Raw genomic sequence first — 17486 nt, forward strand, 5'->3', positions numbered from 1 at the left:
CTCGGCTATACAAGCTACCTGAAAACGGGTTTTGCAAATCTCTGCGAAGCCGAGGTTTCAGGTAGCCTTTGTGTGCCCGGGCGGTTTATTTTGCGTCTTCGGTGCAGCTGTTTTTGGCAACGGTGGCTTCGAAGGTTTCGGATTGGCCGGGGAGGGTGAAGTGGTGGGCGGTGGGGTAGTAGTGGTTGCTTTGGGCGAGCAGTGGGTCGTCGCACACGAGGGTGCGGGCTTCGGTTTGCAGTTTGGCGCGGATTTGTGCGACGGGCTGTTTGGTGAGCTCGGGGTCGTTGAGGGTGAGGTATTTGTGCATGGTGCGCGTGGTGTGGTCGAAGCGGACGCGTTGCAGAGTAAGTTTGTCTTCGGTGAGGGGAAGGCGCTGGTTCATGCCGGGAATGAGGAGGATGAGGGCGGCGATTTGCCCGTTTTCTTCCTGTTGCGCCGGGCTTTGGCTGCTTTGGATTTGGGCACAGCGGCCGGCAGGGATGGTGATGTTGATGGGGGCGGTTTCGCCGCTGATGGTGTAGCGGGTAGTGAGGCTGCGGGTTTGGTTGAGGGCGGGGAATTGGGGGTGTTCGCACCAGGAGGCTTCGGCAAGGGTTTGCAGGGCTTGGACGGTGGGCTCGCGTTCGGCAGCAGGCGGCAGGGGGAGCAGTTGGCTGTTGATGGTGGCATCAATCAGGATGTTGCCGCCTTGTGCGGCAGCGCGGCGGATGGTGAATGGGCCGGATTTGATGGGCGCGTCGTGGTTGATGCTGCGGATGAATTGGGGCAGGCCGGGGGCTTGGCGGGCGGGCTGTTTGGCTTGGGCGGCAAGGGGCAGGGCGGCGGCGGATAGGATGAGGGCTAATTTGATGGCTTGCATGGTGGGTTCCTTTTATGCGGGTTGGAGGCTACCTGAAAACTGCGGTTTGGTTTTTCAGGTAGCCTTTTTCTATTTTACGCTTTCTTACAGCACAAGAGGCTGTGGCCGAGGCCGAGGTTGTCGTGGATTTTGGCTATTTGCAGGCCGGCGGCTTCGATGCAGCGGCTGAGGTCGGCGCTGTGGAAGATTTTGCTGTTGCCGTTGGCCAGGGCGGTGAAGTAGAGGCTGGTTTGGGTGAGGCAGTAGGCGGCGGTTTCGTATTTTTGCCTGTCCCACAGGGGCTCGAGGATATAGAGGGTACTGTTTTCACTCATGCTGGCAGCGGCGCGGCTGAGGATGGAGGTAACTTGCTGTTCGGTAAAGCAGTCGAGGAATTGGCTCATCCAGATGGCGTCGAAGCCTTCGGGGAATGGGGTGGCGGGGTCGAGCAGGTTGGCGGGGTGGCCGTGGATGCGGTCGGCGCCGGGCAGGCTGGCGGTGTGCTCTTTCATCAGTTGGATTTGCTGGGGCAAATCCATGATGGTGACCTGCACTTCCGGGTAGTATGCCACGCATTGCAGTGCCCAGCGGCCGGTGTTGCCGCCCACATCGAGCAGGCGGCGGACGGGTTGGGAAAAGACGATTTTCAGCGCGGCGGGGAAGGATTGGTCGGAATAGAAGTGGTCGAAGGCGAGCCATTTTTCGAGGGTGCGCGGGGGAAGGCTGGAGAGGCCTTCATACACGGTGGGCCAGTTGCCGAACACTTTGAGCCCGGCGGGGCGGCCTTCGAGCAGGGCGGCTTCGAGGTCGAACGCGGCTTGGTAGCAGACGTCGTGCACGAAATCCATGTTGATGGGGGACATGGGGTCTTTGATTAAAAACCAGCCGACTTTGCTGATGCGGTAGCGTTCGTTTTCGCAGAGGACGGTGCCGATGGAGAGGGAGGCTTCGAGCAGCACTTGGGCGGCGTAGCGGCTGAGCTTGGCTTCTTGGGCGATTTCTTCGAGGGTTTGGCCTTCGGCGGCGCGGTTGAGCCGCTCGAGGATGCCGAATTTCACCATCAGGCGGGAGGCTTGGAAGGCGATGGGGCCGAAGATGATTTGCTGGGCAAGGCGCTGGGCTTCTTGGGCGGTGTGTTGTTCTTGGTTGTATCGTTCGAGGGTGTGCTTGGCGTTCATAATGGATTGGCCGATAAAGGGGTTTGGGTTTTCAGGTAGCCTTTAAGCATAGGAGAAGGCTACCTGAAAGCGTCAGCTTCAACGAAGTTAAAACGGAGCTTACGAAGAAAGCAAAGCTAAAACGGATTTTGGATAAGGCAGTATCAGCCTGCCCATTGCCCGCTGATGCGGGCGGCTTCCTGCAGGCGTTCGGGCGTGCCCACATCCAGCCACAGGCCGGTGTGTATTTCGCCGCACACCTGGCCTTGCTGCATGGCTTGGCGTAGCAGGGGGGCGAGTTTGGCGCGTTGGTGGGCGGCGGTGTGGGCGAAAAGCTCGGGGCGGTAGAGGCCGATGCCGCTGAAGGTGTGGGCGGACTCTTGGGTTTCGGCGTCGCTAACTTGGCCGCCGGCTTGCAGGCGGAAGTCGCCTTGCGGGTGGTGCGGGGGGTTGGGCACGAGCCAGAGGTGGGCGAGGGTGTGCTCGCTCATTTGGGCGGCACGCTCGATGGCGGCGCGGCAGTCGAAATCGGTAAGGATGTCGCCGTTGATTACCAGGAAAGGCTCGCTGCCTAAGAGCGGTAGGGCGGTGGCGATGCCGCCGGCGGTTTCCAGCCCGCCGGGTGCTTCGGGCGAATATTGGATAGACACGCCATAACGGCTGCCGTTGCCGAGGCCTTGTTCAATTTTTTCGCCGAGCCAGGCGTGGTTGATAACGATTTCTCTGATGCCGGCGGCGGCCAGGCGGCGCAAATGCCAGCCGATGAGCGGCTCGCGGCCGCAGGGGAGCATGGGTTTGGGCAGGGCGTCGGTAAGCGGGCGCATCCGCTCGCCGCGCCCGGCAGCCAGGATCATGGCTTTCATGGTTTCAGGTAGCCTTAAGAGTGAGAAAACCGGGCGATTATATAGCGGAATGGGTTTTCAGGTAGCTTTTTGGTGGGGCAGGGGGTATTTGCGGGTTTGGTGGATGCCTAATAAATAGCGAAGATTGATGTCGGCTGCTTGCTTGGTGAGGCTACCTGAAAAACTTCAGCTTCGCCGCATTCTGGTGATATGGCATTTTCAGCCACCCCTTCCGCCGCTGGCTTCCACCCAAACGCTTGCTATACAATGCCGCCTTCGCGCAGCGTTTCGCACACACTATGGAACAACTCGAATTTTTCAGCATTCCCAGCCCCTGCATCGGTGTTTGTCAGGCCAATAGCAAGGGCTATTGCAAAGGCTGTTTGCGCAGCCGTGAGGAGCGGCTGTATTGGCTGAAGCTTACGGATACGCAGAAGCAGAATGTGCTGCGCCTGTGCCGTTTGCGCAAGCGCAAACTATTGCAGTTGGCGGCTGAGCAGCAGGTTGTTTCTATTGAGCTGCCGGAGCAGATGGATTTCGATTTTTTCTAAGCTGCCATCCTGCCCTTTCTTTTTTCTCTTTTATCGTTAAATATCAATTTATGCCGGTTTTATCTGCTTTATCTTTTCTTCCTGCCTCCTGGACATGGCAGTTTCTCGCCTTGGCGGTGTTGTGCAGTGTGGCGGTTTCTGTGTTGCTGAAAATAGCGCGCAAACAAGGAATTCACATTGAACACGCAATTGCGGTGAACTATATTGTGGCTACGGCCTGCTGCTGGCTGCTGCTTGCGCCGCCGCTGGATAGCCTGCGCGGGACGGATATTGGCGGCCTGTGGCCGTTTTTGGCTTTGGGCGTGCTGTTGCCGAGCATTTTTGTGGTGATGGCGCGGGCGGTGGAACAGGCTGGGATTGTGCGCTCGGATGCGGCACAGCGCCTGTCGCTGGTGTTGCCGGTGTTGGCGGCATTTCTGCTGTTTGGCGAACGGCTAAACAGCAATAAAATCGTGAGCATCGTGCTGGCTTTCAGCGCGCTGGCGGCTTTGCTCTACAAGCCGGGCAAGGGTAAGCAGGATGGCGGGATGTTTTGGCTGGCGGGGGTATGGTTGGGCTTCGGAGTGATTGATATTTTATTCAAACAGCTATCCAAAACCGGGCAGGCGATGTCGTTGAATCTGTTTGTGGCCTTCGCGCTGGCTTGCGTGCTGATGTGGGGTTATGTGTGGCGGCAGGGCAAACCGCTTAAGGCGGCGGATTTTGCCGGCGGTCTGCTGCTCGGGCTGTTGAACTTTGGCAATATCCTGTTTTATATCAAGGCGCACCATGCTTTTTCCGACGACCCGACCTTAGTATTTGCCGGCATGAACTTGGGCGTGATTGCGTTGGGCACGCTCACCGGCGCGCTGGCGTTCAAGGAAAAGATTTCGGCAGTGAATCAAGCCGGCATTGTGTTGGCACTCGCGGCGATTTACAGCCTGTTTTATTTAGATTGGCTGCTGGCGAAGCTGGGCGTTGCAATATAAGTTTCAGGTAGCCTCAATCGAAACCGAAAGGCTACCTGAAACTTTCAGGTAGCCTCTTGCTTTACCCGCGCCGCAAATATTCTGCCAGGGGCTTAGGCAAACCATATTCCGCCGCATTGGCCCACAGGCTGCCGTGTGCCGCAGCGGCCGCCACTCCGTTTGCCTGTAAAGGCGTAATCTGCAACAGGCGGTGCGTGAGGCGGTGGCTCACCAAATCTCCTTCGGCCAAATCTTCCGCTGCCACGTCGAACGCGGCTGCGCGCTCATACAAATCATCCAACCGCTCGAAGCAGGGCACGCAGTAGAGCCCGCCCCAAATGCCGCCGGACGGGCGTTTTTCCAGCAGTACCCGGCCCTGTTTGTCGCGCAGCACCAGCCAATACAGCGCCACCTCCTTCACCGCCACCGCGGTTTTCTTGCGCGGCAGCTCGGCAATCCGCCCTTGCTGTTTGGCCAGGCAGATTTCCGCCATCGGGCAGGTATCGCAGCGCGGTTTGCTGCGTTTGCACACCAGCGCGCCCAAGTCCATCAGCCCTTGCGTGTAGGGGGTCATTTCCTCGGCTGCGGGCAGCAGGCTTTCGGCCAAATCCCACAAAGCGGTTTCAAATTTTTTGTCGCCGATTGCCCCGTCTTGCGCAAACACGCGGCACAAAACGCGCTTTACGTTGCCGTCTAAAATCGCTTCGCGCCGGCCGAAGGCAAAGGCGGCAATCGCTGCCGCCGTGCTGCGCCCCACGCCCTTGAGCGTTTCAAGATCTTGGCGCGTATCGGGAAAGCGGCCGCCGAAATCGTGCACCACCTGTTTGGCCGCCGTATGCAGATTGCGGGCGCGGCTGTAGTAGCCCAACCCGGCCCACAGCGCGAGCACTTCGTCTTCATCCGCCGCAGCCAGCGCGGCCACGTTTGGAAACTCCGTTAGAAATCGCGGGTAGTATGCCAACACGGTGGACACCTGCGTTTGCTGTAGCATAATCTCCGAAAGCCACACCGCATACGGCTCACACACCTGCCAAGGCAGGCCGTGCCGCCCGTGTTGCTTTTGCCAGCGCACCAGTCGGGCGGAGAAATCTGTGTTCATATTGAAAGGCTACCTGAAACCGAAAATTCCGTATTGTATAGCGGATTAAAATGGCAATGATACTGCCCAAGCTGCCGCCGGATACTTTTCAGGTAGCCTCCCGCCGCAATCTGCCCGTTTCCCGCTATAATCCCAGCCCCAACCAACCCGATTGCCAGCCATGACCATCCACACCCTCTTCGCCACCTGCCCGCGCGGCCTCGAAACCATCCTTGCCCAAGAGCTGGCCGCCCAAGGCTGCACCCATATCGCCCCCACCGATGGCGGCGTATCCTGCCAAGGCAGCCTCGAAGCCGCCTACCGCGCCAACCTCCACTCCCGCACCGCCAGCCGCATCCTGCTGCAACTGGCCAAACAGCCCTATCGCAGCGAAGACGACATTTACCGCGCCGCCAAAAGCATTCGTTGGGAAGACTGGTTCCATGCCGGGCAAACCTTCAAAATCAAGGTCGAAGGCAAACGCGCCCGCGTGAAAAGCCTCGACTTTACCGCCCTCAAAATCAAAGACGGCCTGTGCGACCGCTTCCGCAGCAGCCAAGGCCAACGCCCCAGCGTGGACAAAGCCGATCCGCACATTCGCATCCACGCCTTCATCAGCGAGCAGCACGCCGCCATCTTTATCGACACCAGCGGCGAAGCCCTATTCAAACGCGGCTACCGCCAAGACACCGGCGCCGCCCCCCTGCGCGAAAACCTCGCCGCCGGCCTGCTCCTGCTCGCCGGCTACAACGGCAGCCAGCCTTTCCAAGACCCTTTCTGCGGCAGCGGCACCCTCCCCATCGAAGCCGCCCTTATCGCTACCCGTCGCGCACCCGGCCTCGACCGCCGTTTCGGTTTTGAGCAGCTGGATAACTTTGATGCCGGCCTCTGGCAGCGTCTGCGCCAAGAAGCCCAAGCTGCCGTGTTGCCGCAAGCTCCCGCACCCATCGCCGGTAGCGACACCGACCGCCGCCTGATCCAAACCGCCGCCATCAACGCCCGCGAAGCCCAAGTGGCCGGGCACATCGTTTTTCAGGTAGCCGACGTGCGCGACACCCGACCCAACGGCGAAAACGGCATCCTCCTCGCCAACCCGCCCTACGGCGTGCGCCTCGAAGAAATCCACACCCTGCACGCGCTCTACCCCCAGCTCGGCTCCTGGCTCAAACAGCACTACCCCGGCTGGCTCTGCGGCCTGCTCACCGCCGACCGCGACCTGCCCAAACTCATGCGCCTGTCGCCCAAGCGCAAAATTCCCCTGTATAACGGCAACCTTGACTGCCGCCTGTTCCTGCTCGACATGGTGCGCGGCTCCCACCGCACGCCCAAGGTGGAATAGCTGTATTTAAGCATTAAACAAAAGGCTATCTGAAAACCAGTAATCGGTTTTCAGGTAGCCTTTATTTTGTTTCACCTCAAGCTTACAAATGCGGATTGGCCAAGTTTTGTGGCGACAGGATGCGGTCGAGCTCCGCTTCGCTCAAGAGCTGGCGCTCCAGCACTACTTCGCGCACGGTTTTGCCGGTTTGGGCGCAGATTTTGCCTACCAAGTCGCCGTTTTCGTGGCCGATATAGGGGTTGAGATAGGTTACCAGGCCGATGGAGTTGAAGACGTAGCGTTCGCAGATTTCGCGGTTTACCGTGATGCCGCGCACGCATTTGTCGGCCAGGGTAACGGCGGCGTTGCCTAAGAGCGAGATGCTTTCAAACATGGATTGCGCGATAACCGGTTCCATCACGTTGAGTTGGAGCTGGCCGGCTTCAGCGGCAAAGGTGATGGTGGTGTCGTTGCCGATTACTTTGAAGCAAACTTGGTTCACCACTTCGGGAATCACGGGATTTACCTTGGCGGGCATAATCGATGAGCCGGCCTGCATTTCCGGCAGGTTGATTTCTTTCAGGCCGGCACGCGGGCCGGAGGAGAGTAGGCGCAAGTCGTTGCAGATTTTGGAGAGCTTCACGGCGGTGCGCTTCAGGGCGCTGTGCACCATCACATAGGCGCCGCAATCGGAAGTGGCTTCAATCAGGTTTTCGGTGAGCTTGCAGGGTAGGCCACTGATTTCGGAAAGTTTTTGCACGGCCAGCGGCGCGTAGCCTTGCGGTGTGTTGATGCCGGTACCGATGGCGGTGGCGCCGAGGTTTACTTCCAACAGCAGTTGACGGGTGCGTTCGAGATTGGTTTCTTCTTCTGCCAGCAGCACTTGGAAGGATTGGAATTCCTGGCCGGCAGTCATGGGCACGGCATCTTGCAGCTGGGTGCGGCCCATTTTTAGTATGTCTTTGAATTCATCGGCTTTGGCAGCAAAGGTGTCTTTCAGGTGTGCTAGTTTGCCCAATAGTTCGCCAATGCTGGTGTATACAGCCAGCCGGAAGCCGGTGGGGTAGGCGTCGTTGGTGGATTGGCTGGCGTTCACATGATCCATGGGGTTGATGATGTCGTAGCGGCCTTTGGCGTGGCCTAAGGCTTCCAATGCGAGGTTGGCGATGACTTCGTTGGTGTTCATATTCACCGAAGTGCCGGCGCCGCCTTGGAATACGTCGGATGGGAACTGGTCGAGGCAACGGCCGTTGAGCAGCACTTCGTCGCAGGCTTGGGCAATGGCGGCGGCGATTTCGGGCTTGAGTGCGCCCAGCTCGCCGTTGGCCTGGGCTGCAGCTTTCTTCACCATCACCATGCTGCGCACAAACTGGGGCACGTCGGAGATTTTCTGCCCGGAGATTTGGAAGTTTTCCACTGCGCGCAGGGTGTGGATGCCCCAGTAGGCGGCAGCGGGGATTTCGCGTTCGCCTAAGAGGTCGTGTTCGGTGCGGGTTGTCATGTTTGGATATCCTTTGAGTGGGGTAGGGTGATTAACGAAGGAATGCTGCAGCGTTAGTCTGTATATTGCTGATGGCTCGCTGCATGGTGGTAAGAGTGTGTCTGTGGACTTTCATTACCAACAAAATGATAGCAGTTCATTGCCGGGCATGATTGGCATTAAATCAAAAAGGCTACCTGAAACAGCAAAATGGTTTTCAGGTAGCCTCATCGAGAGTGCTCAACGGAATCAATCAAGCGCCGAGCCGTTCGGCAAATTCATCGGTGGCCTGCACTAGGGCATCGGCGATGGCAGGGTTTTGCGCGTAGTGGCCGCTTTGGATAATCCGCAAATCGGCCTGCGGCAGTGCCTGCTTCAAATCCCATGCGCTGCGGGTGGGAGTGCAGAGATCGTAGCGGCCTTGCACGATGATGGTGGGGATATGTTGGATTTTGTGGGCGTTGGCCAAGATGGATTTATCGCCCTGTAACCACCCTTGGTGCATGAAATAGTGGTTTTCGAAGCGGGCGATGGCCAAGGAGGCTTGTGGGTCTTCGTCTACTGGTTTGGGGTCGAACCAAATCAGCCAGCTTTCCCAATCTGCCCAAGCTTTGGCGGCAGGCAGATGCACGGCGGGGTCGGGCGAATTAAGCATCCAATAATAAGCCTCAACCAGCGAGCCGGCGCGTTTCTCCAGCGGCACAGCGGCTAAATAGCGCTGCCATTGCTCGGGGTAAATCATGCTCACGCCGCCTTCTTCGCTCAGCCAATTAATTTCAATTTGGCGGCAGAGGAAAATGCCCCGCAAAATCAAGCCGCGTACACGGTCGGGATAGGTTTCGGCATAGGCAAGAGATAGGGTGCTACCCCATGAACCGCCGAATACCAGCCAGCTCTCGATGCCAAGCATTTTTCTTACTTTTTCAATGTCTTCAACCAAATCCCAGGTGGTATTTTCGCGAGTTTCGGCATAAGGGGTGGATTTGCCGCTGCCGCGTTGGTCGATGATGATGACACGGTATTTTTCCGGATTGAAAAAACCCCGGCAAGCCGGACTAGATCCAGCGCCAGGGCCACCGTGCAGGAAGATAACAGGGATGCCTGCGGGATTACCGCTTTCCTCCCAGTAGATCGTGTGGAGCTCAGATACAGGCAGCATGCCGCTGCGGAGTGGTTCTTGAATCGGATACATAAACTTCTCCTTAATTCAGAATTTGGACAGATATCGGTATTGCCTAATAGATGCTCATCGATACTCCGTTTGCCATCTGTGCATAAGATGTTCTAAAAAGGAATGATACGACGTTGGCTCGCTTTATGGTTAACCTAATACTATCTGCAGCTTGCCGCCTGGTTTCATTCCTATTTGGAACGACTATATAACGGCTCCGGGCATATCGTAAGAATAATCATACACCATTTTGTTTATTTTTTAAATTTCCGTAAAGATTTGTTTTTATTTAAATGGTTTAATAGAGTAATGGTTGGGCTGAAATACGCAATAGGTGCGGCTTGGCAGGTAGGAATTATGTGTGGCTAAATAGTTTCATTTGCATATGGTGGAGCACCAGACCGTCAATCTACATGGAAAGCTGCTTCAGCAACATGATGAAACAAAATAAAAGGCTACCTGAAAATTTAGCTTCGCAGAAACTTTGCTGCGTTGCATTTTCAGGTAGCCTTTTTATTTGCTTTTCATATTGTCTTACTTTGAGCAGAAAACCATTCTTTTTTGATTTAACACAATAATTTACTTAATAAAGCTAGAATGATTGCGGTTTTCGGTTTGAGTTCTACGTTAATAAGATTTATTATCATAGTAACTTCGACAAGAAAAAATAATCAAAACCATTTTTGCCGTGAAACTACCAACTTCGTTCTAGAGAGTCCTGCCATGTCCACCATCCCACTCTCCCAGCTGCGCAAAGGCGCGGTTGCGCATATCGATTCCATTGTCCCCAATCCTGTGTTCGGCGAGCTTGATGCCTTGGTGTCGCGCCGTTTGGCGGATTTGGGTTTTTCCGGCGGCATGCCTTTGCAGGTGATTGCCGTGGGCGGCTTCGGGCGCGGGCCGTTTGCGGTGCGCTTGGGCAACCAGTCGCAGTTTTCGCTGCGGCAGGAAGAGGCGGGGAAAATTATGTGTCATTTGGTTGATGCGGAACAGAAGCAGCCTGCACCTTAAAGGCTACCTGAAAGCGTCAGCTTCAATGAAGTTAAAATGAAAAAGCAGCCTGCAATCCTGCCGACCAAAGTGCAGGCTGCCTGAAACCCGTGTCGCGCCGCCCGAAAGCAGCCTGCACGCGGCAAACAGAAGGAAAACCGAGAAAAATCAAAAAGGAAATACGATGGAATTGAGCTATTTCGCCCTCATCGGCGCGCCGAACTGCGGCAAAACCGTGTTGTTCAACGGGCTGACCGGCGCGCACGCCAAAGTGGCCAATTATCCGGGCGTAACGGTGGACAAGCGCGAAGGCGCGTTTTTGGACGACGAAGCCGTGCGCATTGTTGATTTGCCCGGCACATACAGCCTGCGTACCACCAGCCCCGACGAAGCGGTGGCGAAAGACGTGGCGGTGGGCAAACTCGGCATTCCGCCCGATGCGATTATCGCCGTGGCCGACGCGACCAACCTGCGCATGACCCTGCGCATGATTTTGGAACTGAAAACGCTGAAACTGCCGATGGTGGTGTCGCTGAACATGAGCGACGTTGCCCGCAGAAGGGGCTTGAATATCGACGCAGCTAAACTGAGCGAGTTGTTGGATGCACCTGTTTTGGAAACAGTTGCAGTGAGCGCGTCGGGCGTACAGGCGGTACGCGAAGCCGTGGTGAAGCTGCCGCGCAAACGCTCTTTCCCCGCCAATCCCGCTTCTGCCGAACGCACGCTTGATGCGCTGGAGAGCGACAAGCTTTATCAAGAAGTCGAATCGATTTTGGCACAAGTCGTGCGCACCCAGATGACGCTGCCCGCATGGCACAAAAAACTCGACGACATCGTGCTGCACCCCGTCTGGGGCATGATTCTGCTGCTGTTCATCCTGTTTATGGTGTTCCAAGCGGTTTACACATGGGCGGCGCCGATTATGGACGCCATCGAAGGCGGCTTTACCGCGCTGGGCGAATGGATAGGCGCCAACATGGAGCCGGGCATCCTTAGCGACTTGCTCGTCAACGGCGTCATTGCCGGTTTGGGCAGCGTGTTGGTGTTCCTGCCGCAGATTACGATCTTGTTCGCCTTCATCCTGCTTTTGGAAGACTCCGGCTACCTGCCGCGCGCAGCGTTCCTGCTGGATAACGTGATGGCGAAAAGCGGCCTGTCCGGACGCTCGTTCATCCCGCTCCTGTCGAGTTTCGCCTGCGCCGTCCCCGCCGTGATGTCGGCGCGTACGATTAATGACCCGCGCGAACGCCTCGTTACCATCGCCGTCGCCCCGCTGCTGACCTGTTCCGCGCGGCTGCCCGTGTACGCGCTGATTATCGCCGCCGTCATTCCTGACCGCACAGTAGGCGGAATCTTCAACCTGCAAGGACTGACGCTGTTCGTCCTCTATCTCGCAGGCATCCTGTCGGCTGCACTGGCGGCATATATCATGAAACGCTTGGCACGAGTCAAAGGCAACGTGCAGCAATTCCCCCTGCTGATGGAGCTGCCGACCTTCCGTACGCCCAATTTCAAACACATCATCACCAGCCTGTGGGACAGGGTCAAAGCCTTCCTGAAACGCGCCGGTACGATTATCTTCGCGCTGACCGTGGTTTTGTGGGGTTTGGTCAGCTGGCCGCAACCGCCCGCAGGCGCGACTGGGGCTGCAATCGATTACAGCCTCGCCGGCATGATCGGCAATACCATCCAGCCGCTGTTCGCCCCGCTGGGCTTCACTTGGGAAATGTGTATCGCCATGATTCCGGGCATCGCCGCGCGTGAAGTCGTCGTTGCCGCGCTGGGTACGGTCTATTCCGTCAGCGCGTCGTCTGAAGACGCGGTACAAAACGCGCTGATTCCGATTGTACACAACAACTGGGGCCTGCCGACCGCCTTCGCCTTCCTGGCTTGGTATGTGTACGCCCCCATGTGCGCCGCGACATTGGCTGTGATTAAACGCGAAACCAAATCCACAAAAAGTATGGTGATGATTACCGGCTATTTATTCCTGATGGCTTACTTCGCCGCATTTGTGGTTTACCAAATTACTTCAAGGATAATGTGATGACTCAATATATTATCGTCGGCTTGATTATGCTCGCCTGCGTATTCTTCCTCTTGCGGAAATTCGTATTCAAACCGAAAAAACGCGATTGCAGCAGCGGCTGCGGCAAATGCGGCGGTTGCGGTTAGGCCTGCCGAACAGAAAAGCAGCCTGCACCCTGTTTGGGGAAGGTGCAGGCTGCTTTTTCATTTTAACTTCGTTGAAGCTGACGCTTTCAGGTAGCCTTTCGGAAGTTTGAGGCTACCTGAAAATCCCTACCCCGCCAGCGGACGGACACGGATTTGCATGAAGAATAGGGTGGCCTGAAAGAAATATCCTTTGATTTAAAACAATAACATCGCCTTCATGCCTTGCATCGGGGCATGCACTATGGTTTATTTTTCGGTTGAGTAAACAGACAACACCATCCGACCTTATCCAACCTGATGAAAGGAAATACCATGCAAACCATCGCCATCCAATCTCCCGGCAAATACATCCAAGGTGCAGGCCTGTTCGGGCAAATCGGCGCACACGTTTCGCCGTTGGCTGACAACGTAGCCGTGTTGGCGGACAAATTCGTCCTGTCCATCTTGCAGGACAAACTTTCAGGTAGCCTGAATGCGTCCGGCGTGCAGCACACGATTGTGCCGTTTAACGGCGAGTGCAGCCGCACCGAAATCGAACGTGTAAAAAACATTGCCGAACAAAACGGCGCCAAAGCCGTTATCGGCGTGGGCGGCGGCAAAACATTGGATGCGGCCAAAGCGGTTGCCTATTACGCAGGCCTGCCCGTGGTTGTGTGCCCCACCATCGCCTCCACCGATGCGCCGTGTTCCGCGCTGTCCGTGATTTACACCGATGCGGGCGAGTTTGAATCCTACCTGTTCTTCCCCAACAATCCCGAACGCGTGCTGGTGGACACCGAAGTAGTGGCCAACGCACCGGTGCGCCTGCTGGCCGCGGGCATCGGCGACGCACTGGCCACATGGTTTGAAGCGCGTGCCTGCGCCAACAGCGGCGCGGACACCATGGCCGGGGCGAAAGTGTCGCCCACCGCGCTCACACTGGCCAAACTCTGTTACGAAACGCTGCTGGAAAACGGGCGCAAAGCCGTGTCTGCCGTAAAAGACAAAGTGGTAACCCCCGCCGTGGAACGCGTGGTGGAAGCGAACACCTATTTGAGCGGCGTGGGTTTTGAAAGCGGCGGTTTGGCGGGCGCGCACTCAGTGCACAACGGTTTGACCGTGCTGCCCGAAACCCACCACAACTTGCACGGCGAAAAAGTCGCTTTCGGCCTGCTGACCCAGCTCATGCTGGAAAACGCAGACAACGCCGAGCTGGAACAGGTTGTCGGCTTGTGCGTGGATGTCGGATTGCCCGTTACGCTGGCACAAATCGGCGTAACCGAAGGCATTGAAGCCAAAATGCGCCAAGTGGCCGAAGCCGCCTGCGCCGAAGGCGACACCATGGGCAATATGCCCGGCAACGTGCAGCCCGCCGACGTGTATGCCGCACTGCTCGCCGCTGACCGCTTCGGCCGGGATTATCTGGCAAAATCAGCGCGTTGAGCCGGATGAGGCTGCCGTTCTGGGCAACCGCACCGGAAAAGCATGGTTGGTTTCAGGCTGCCTGAAACCCGGCAGCGGGGTGCGCTGTGCCCGTTTCCCAAACCACAAAAAGTCTCAGCCTGGATAAAGCTACAAAAGTATTATTTTCAGCCATTTCATGAGATTGAGTATTCTTCCTTGAAAAAGCAGCCTGCACTTTAGATGGGTAGGGTGTTTGTGGTGAGAAGGCTACCTGAAAAATTTCAGGTAGCCTTTTGGTTAGAAATTGGCTAGTGAAACAGCCTTTCGGATTATGCAATACCGGCATTGCCACGCCGGTATTTTGTTATGTCGTGCTTCCAAATTTTCAGGTAGCCTTTAGTCGAATGGAATGGCAATCCATTGATCAAATATAAATTTCTTCTGTCTCCCGCATAACAATGAATTTTACTCTGCAATCTGCTAAAGCTGCTCTCTACTATATTAGCAACATTCACCATTAACCATACTTTAATAAGTATCTTGACCGCTGAAAAGTATATCGCTTAAAGTAGCACGGATTTGCTATGGCAAATACATTTATTGATTCTTAAATAACCATAAGAAGCATAATCATGAACACCAACCAAACCACCCCGCACGGCGGCAAACCCGCCGATGTTTACTTTTTCGGCACCTGCCTTTTGGATTTGTTTATGCCGGAAGCAGGTATGGACGCCATCACGCTGCTGGAGCAGCAAGGCATCAAAGTGCATTTCCCGATGGAGCAAAGCTGCTGCGGGCAGCCTGCATTCTCTTCTGGGCACCGCGAAGAAGCATTTAATGTGGCCAAAGCCCAGCTCGCTTTGTTCACCGAAAACTATCCTATTGTTGTGCCTTCCGGCTCTTGCGGCGGCATGATGAAGCACCATTGGCCCAAATTGTTTAAAGGCAGCGAATACGAACAGCGCGCCAACGAATTGGCCGGCCGTGTGGTTGAGTTCACCAATTTCTTGGTCGACATCGGCTACGAGCCCAAAGACGTGGGTGAGCCGGTGAAAGTGGCGGTGCATACTTCCTGTGCGGCGCGCCGCGAAATGGGCGTGCACATCACCGGCTGGAAGCTGATCGACAGCCTGCAAAACGTGGAGCGCATCGTGCACGACCACGAAAGCGAATGCTGCGGCTTCGGCGGCACGTTCTCCGTGAAGCAATCCGACATTTCCGGCGCGATGGTGACCGACAAAGTGGCCGCGCTGAAAGAAACGCAGGCCACAGAAATCGTGAGCGCGGATGCAGGCTGCATGATGAACATCGGCGGCAAAATCGCCAAAGACGAGCCGAACATGCCCAAACCCAAACACATTGCCACATTCTTGCTGGAACGCACGGGAGGTAAAGCATGAGCGCGCGCGACAATATTCTGGCCAAACTCCGCAAAGCCAACGCCTATCCGATGGCAGAGCCGCAAACTTTCGATTACTACCAAGAAATGTCGCCCGAATGGGAAAGCGAAACCGCCCGCCTGCGCCATTGGGCAACCACCATGCGCGCGGTGAAAACCGAGATTTTCTGGGTGCGCGAAAACGATTGGGAACAAAAGCTGGTGGAAGTGGCGCAGCAAAAAGGTTTGCAAAACATGCTGCTTTCGCCGCAAACCGAACACGGCCGCCGCGCCCAAGAGGCTTTGCAGGCTGCTTCTGTGGAAACGCGCGCCTTCGACAAACCGATTGACGATTGGAAAGACGAATTCTTCGCCGACGTGCAGGCTGGTTTCACCTCGTCCGTTTGCGGCATCGCCCACACCGGCACGGTGATGATGGTTTCTTCGCCCGAAGAACCGCGCAGCCAAAGCCTGGTTCCCCCCGTACACATCTGCCTGTTCGATACACGCAAAATGTACGACACCTTTCATGCGGCGCTGCATGGCGAAGCCTTAATCGAAGCCATGCCCACCAATATCATTTTGGCATCTGGCCCATCCAAAACCGCCGATATCCAATTAACCCTTGCCTTCGGCGCACACGGTCCGCGCGATATGGTCGTATTGGCCATCCTGCCCGAGAATATCGACCCTGCCGATTTGGAGAATGCCGCATGAGAACCGAACAAACCGTACACTTCCATCCGCGTCCTGAAACCTTCAAAGCCAACGCGCGCGAAGCCCTGGCCGACAAACCTTTGCGCAAAAGCCTGCGCACGGCCATGGATATGCTGATGACCAAGCGCAAAATCGTGCTGTCGGACGAACAAGAACTGCAAATGCTGCGCACCCTGTGCGAGCACATCCGCCAACGTTCGCTATCCAAACTGCCCGATTTGCTGGAGCAGCTGGAAAGCAACCTGACCAAATTAGGCGTGAAAGTGCATTGGGCGGAAACGCCCGACGAAGCCTGCCGCATCATCCACGGCATTGTGATGCACCATCAGGGCAAACTGATGGTGAAAGGCAAATCGATGGTGAGCGAAGAAATCGAGCTGAACCATTATTTGGCCGATCGCGGCATTAAAGCCGTGGAAAGCGATTTGGGCGAATACATCGTGCAAATGGCCGGCGAAAAACCGACCCACATCGTGATGCCCGCCATCCACAAAACCAAAGAGCAAGTGAGCGAACTGTTCCACAACAACATCGGCACACCGCTGACCGACGACGTGGACCAACTCACCGGCTTTGCCCGCCAAGCCCTGCGCGACGTGTACCGCACCGCCGATGTCGGCTTGAGCGGCGTGAACTTCGCCGTGGCCGAAACCGGCACGCTGTGCCTGGTGGAAAACGAGGGCAACGGCCGCTTGTCCACCACCGTGCCGCCCGTGCACATCGCCATTACCGGCATTGAAAAAGTGGTGGCCAAACTGTCCGATATCCCGCCGCTTTACAGCCTGCTGCCGCGCAGCGCCATCGGCCAAAACATCACCACTTATTTCAACATGATTACCGGCCCGCGCCGTTCGGACGAGCTGGACGGCCCGCAGGAAATGCACCTGGTGCTGCTGGACAATGGCCGCAGCCAGGCCTACGGTGAAGAGCAAATGCGCCGCACGCTGCAATGTATCCGCTGCGGCGCGTGCATGAACCACTGCCCAGTGTACACCCGCATCGGCGGCGCGGCCTACGGCACCACTTATCCCGGCCCGATTGGCGAAATCCTGTCGCCGCACCTGCTGGGTTTGGAGCCCACCCGCGACCTGCCCACCGCCTGCACCATGTGCGGCGCGTGCGTGGAAGTCTGCCCCGTGAAAATCCCGATTACCGAGCAAATGCAGCGCCTGCGCGAAGAAGCGCAACGCGCGCCCGACGAAGCCGTGCCCTATCCGATTAAAGGCCAAGGCGCGTCGCATACCTTGGGCGAGCAGCTGGCTTGGCGCATGTTCGACGGCATCTTCGCCGGCAAAACTGCCTACCGCATGTTCGGCGCGCTGGCCACCAAGTTCCGCGGCCTGACTCCGGGCAAACAGCTGACTTGGACCGACAACCACGTGCCAATGAAGCCCGCGCCCAAATCGCTGCACCAGTTGTTGCAAGAAAAACAACAGAAAACTTCCGGCTAAACCG

Annotated in this window: 16 protein-coding genes; 10 read left to right on the forward strand and 6 right to left on the reverse strand. The window is 56.7% G+C overall.

The annotated features are described in order from the left end of the window. Positions 1–85: 85 nt before the first annotated feature. The 3 genes from HMPREF2796_RS07165 to murU form a co-directional block, all read right to left on the reverse strand. On the reverse strand, positions 86–862 hold the full coding sequence (locus HMPREF2796_RS07165) for a hypothetical protein (RefSeq protein WP_070632381.1): 777 nt from the start codon (positions 860–862) through the stop codon (positions 86–88). Between the two features lie 74 nt (positions 863–936). After that, a complete protein-coding gene (locus HMPREF2796_RS07170) occupies positions 937–2019 on the reverse strand; it encodes a FlxJ family methyltransferase (RefSeq protein WP_070632384.1) in 1083 nt (360 codons plus the stop codon). Positions 2020–2162: 143 nt separating this feature from the next. Beyond that, complete coding sequence (gene murU, locus HMPREF2796_RS07175; protein ID WP_070632387.1) at positions 2163–2861, reverse strand: N-acetylmuramate alpha-1-phosphate uridylyltransferase MurU; 699 nt, start codon at positions 2859–2861, stop codon at positions 2163–2165. A 278-nt stretch (positions 2862–3139) separates the two neighbouring features. On the opposite strand from murU, the gene HMPREF2796_RS07180 reads away from it, so the two are divergent. Beyond that, positions 3140–3391, forward strand: a complete 252-nt coding sequence (locus HMPREF2796_RS07180; RefSeq protein ID WP_064085009.1) for a DUF1289 domain-containing protein — start codon at positions 3140–3142, stop codon at positions 3389–3391. A 50-nt stretch (positions 3392–3441) separates the two neighbouring features. Continuing rightward, on the forward strand, positions 3442–4359 hold the full coding sequence (locus HMPREF2796_RS07185; RefSeq protein WP_070632390.1) for an EamA family transporter: 918 nt from the start codon (positions 3442–3444) through the stop codon (positions 4357–4359). Between the two features lie 61 nt (positions 4360–4420). Here the strand turns inward: HMPREF2796_RS07185 and mutY are convergent, their stop codons facing one another. After that, positions 4421–5437, reverse strand: coding sequence for an A/G-specific adenine glycosylase (gene mutY / locus HMPREF2796_RS07190; RefSeq protein ID WP_070632393.1), 1017 nt, complete (start codon positions 5435–5437; stop codon positions 4421–4423). Positions 5438–5597: 160 nt separating this feature from the next. On the opposite strand from mutY, the gene HMPREF2796_RS07195 reads away from it, so the two are divergent. After that, positions 5598–6755 carry a THUMP domain-containing class I SAM-dependent RNA methyltransferase gene (locus HMPREF2796_RS07195; protein ID WP_070632396.1) on the forward strand — a complete coding sequence of 386 codons (1158 nt, stop codon included), beginning with the start codon at positions 5598–5600 and terminating at the stop codon, positions 6753–6755. 82 nt (positions 6756–6837) lie between these two features. Here HMPREF2796_RS07195 and aspA read toward each other — a convergent pair whose 3' ends face one another. Then, the gene (aspA, locus tag HMPREF2796_RS07200; protein ID WP_070632399.1) at positions 6838–8235 is read right to left on the reverse strand and encodes an aspartate ammonia-lyase; all 1398 of its coding nucleotides are present in this window, start codon (positions 8233–8235) and stop codon (positions 6838–6840) included. A gap of 232 nt (positions 8236–8467) precedes the next feature. Further along, on the reverse strand, positions 8468–9406 hold the full coding sequence (gene pip / locus HMPREF2796_RS07205; protein ID WP_070632403.1) for a prolyl aminopeptidase: 939 nt from the start codon (positions 9404–9406) through the stop codon (positions 8468–8470). A 702-nt stretch (positions 9407–10108) separates the two neighbouring features. Between pip and HMPREF2796_RS07210 the strand changes: the two genes are divergently transcribed. The 7 genes from HMPREF2796_RS07210 (at position 10109) to HMPREF2796_RS07235 (ending at position 17482) form a co-directional block, all read left to right on the forward strand. Next, positions 10109–10396: a FeoA family protein gene (locus HMPREF2796_RS07210; RefSeq protein ID WP_064106137.1), complete on the forward strand. Its 288-nt coding sequence runs from the start codon at positions 10109–10111 to the stop codon at positions 10394–10396. Between the two features lie 163 nt (positions 10397–10559). Further along, positions 10560–12422, forward strand: coding sequence for a ferrous iron transporter B (locus tag HMPREF2796_RS07215; RefSeq protein ID WP_070632406.1), 1863 nt, complete (start codon positions 10560–10562; stop codon positions 12420–12422). Continuing rightward, positions 12422–12550, forward strand: coding sequence for a FeoB-associated Cys-rich membrane protein (locus tag HMPREF2796_RS10830; protein ID WP_003683546.1), 129 nt, complete (start codon positions 12422–12424; stop codon positions 12548–12550). The genes HMPREF2796_RS07215 and HMPREF2796_RS10830 overlap by 1 nt, the downstream gene beginning before the upstream one ends. A 312-nt stretch (positions 12551–12862) precedes the next feature. After that, on the forward strand, positions 12863–13972 hold the full coding sequence (locus tag HMPREF2796_RS07220; protein WP_023886366.1) for a glycerol dehydrogenase: 1110 nt from the start codon (positions 12863–12865) through the stop codon (positions 13970–13972). A gap of 593 nt (positions 13973–14565) precedes the next feature. Then, positions 14566–15336, forward strand: coding sequence for a (Fe-S)-binding protein (locus tag HMPREF2796_RS07225; RefSeq protein WP_070632409.1), 771 nt, complete (start codon positions 14566–14568; stop codon positions 15334–15336). Next, positions 15333–16031, forward strand: a complete 699-nt coding sequence (locus HMPREF2796_RS07230) for a LutC/YkgG family protein (RefSeq protein WP_064087067.1) — start codon at positions 15333–15335, stop codon at positions 16029–16031. The genes HMPREF2796_RS07225 and HMPREF2796_RS07230 overlap by 4 nt, the downstream gene beginning before the upstream one ends. Next, positions 16028–17482 (forward strand): LutB/LldF family L-lactate oxidation iron-sulfur protein, encoded by a 1455-nt coding sequence (locus HMPREF2796_RS07235; protein ID WP_064104644.1) that lies wholly within the window; start codon positions 16028–16030, stop codon positions 17480–17482. Before HMPREF2796_RS07230 ends, HMPREF2796_RS07235 begins: the two co-directional genes overlap by 4 nt. The last annotated feature ends 4 nt before the right edge of the window (positions 17483–17486 follow it).

Origin of the sequence: Eikenella sp. HMSC071B05 (genome assembly GCF_001811325.1) — a bacterium.
Lineage (GTDB): Bacteria > Pseudomonadota > Gammaproteobacteria > Burkholderiales > Neisseriaceae > Eikenella > Eikenella corrodens.

Bases quoted from the DNA above. Each gene is read 5' to 3' on its own strand.
- HMPREF2796_RS07165 (WP_070632381.1), bottom strand. From the start codon at position 862: ATGCAAGCCATCAAATTAGCCCTCATCCTATCCGCCGCCGCCCTGCCC.
- HMPREF2796_RS07170 (WP_070632384.1), bottom strand. From the start codon at position 2,019: ATGAACGCCAAGCACACCCTCGAACGATACAACCAAGAACAACACACC.
- murU (WP_070632387.1), bottom strand. From the start codon at position 2,861: ATGAAAGCCATGATCCTGGCTGCCGGGCGCGGCGAGCGGATGCGCCCG.
- HMPREF2796_RS07180 (WP_064085009.1), top strand. From the start codon at position 3,140: ATGGAACAACTCGAATTTTTCAGCATTCCCAGCCCCTGCATCGGTGTT.
- HMPREF2796_RS07185 (WP_070632390.1), top strand. From the start codon at position 3,442: ATGCCGGTTTTATCTGCTTTATCTTTTCTTCCTGCCTCCTGGACATGG.
- mutY (WP_070632393.1), bottom strand. From the start codon at position 5,437: ATGAACACAGATTTCTCCGCCCGACTGGTGCGCTGGCAAAAGCAACAC.
- HMPREF2796_RS07195 (WP_070632396.1), top strand. From the start codon at position 5,598: ATGACCATCCACACCCTCTTCGCCACCTGCCCGCGCGGCCTCGAAACC.
- aspA (WP_070632399.1), bottom strand. From the start codon at position 8,235: ATGACAACCCGCACCGAACACGACCTCTTAGGCGAACGCGAAATCCCC.
- pip (WP_070632403.1), bottom strand. From the start codon at position 9,406: ATGTATCCGATTCAAGAACCACTCCGCAGCGGCATGCTGCCTGTATCT.
- HMPREF2796_RS07210 (WP_064106137.1), top strand. From the start codon at position 10,109: ATGTCCACCATCCCACTCTCCCAGCTGCGCAAAGGCGCGGTTGCGCAT.
- HMPREF2796_RS07215 (WP_070632406.1), top strand. From the start codon at position 10,560: ATGGAATTGAGCTATTTCGCCCTCATCGGCGCGCCGAACTGCGGCAAA.
- HMPREF2796_RS10830 (WP_003683546.1), top strand. From the start codon at position 12,422: ATGACTCAATATATTATCGTCGGCTTGATTATGCTCGCCTGCGTATTC.
- HMPREF2796_RS07220 (WP_023886366.1), top strand. From the start codon at position 12,863: ATGCAAACCATCGCCATCCAATCTCCCGGCAAATACATCCAAGGTGCA.
- HMPREF2796_RS07225 (WP_070632409.1), top strand. From the start codon at position 14,566: ATGAACACCAACCAAACCACCCCGCACGGCGGCAAACCCGCCGATGTT.
- HMPREF2796_RS07230 (WP_064087067.1), top strand. From the start codon at position 15,333: ATGAGCGCGCGCGACAATATTCTGGCCAAACTCCGCAAAGCCAACGCC.
- HMPREF2796_RS07235 (WP_064104644.1), top strand. From the start codon at position 16,028: ATGAGAACCGAACAAACCGTACACTTCCATCCGCGTCCTGAAACCTTC.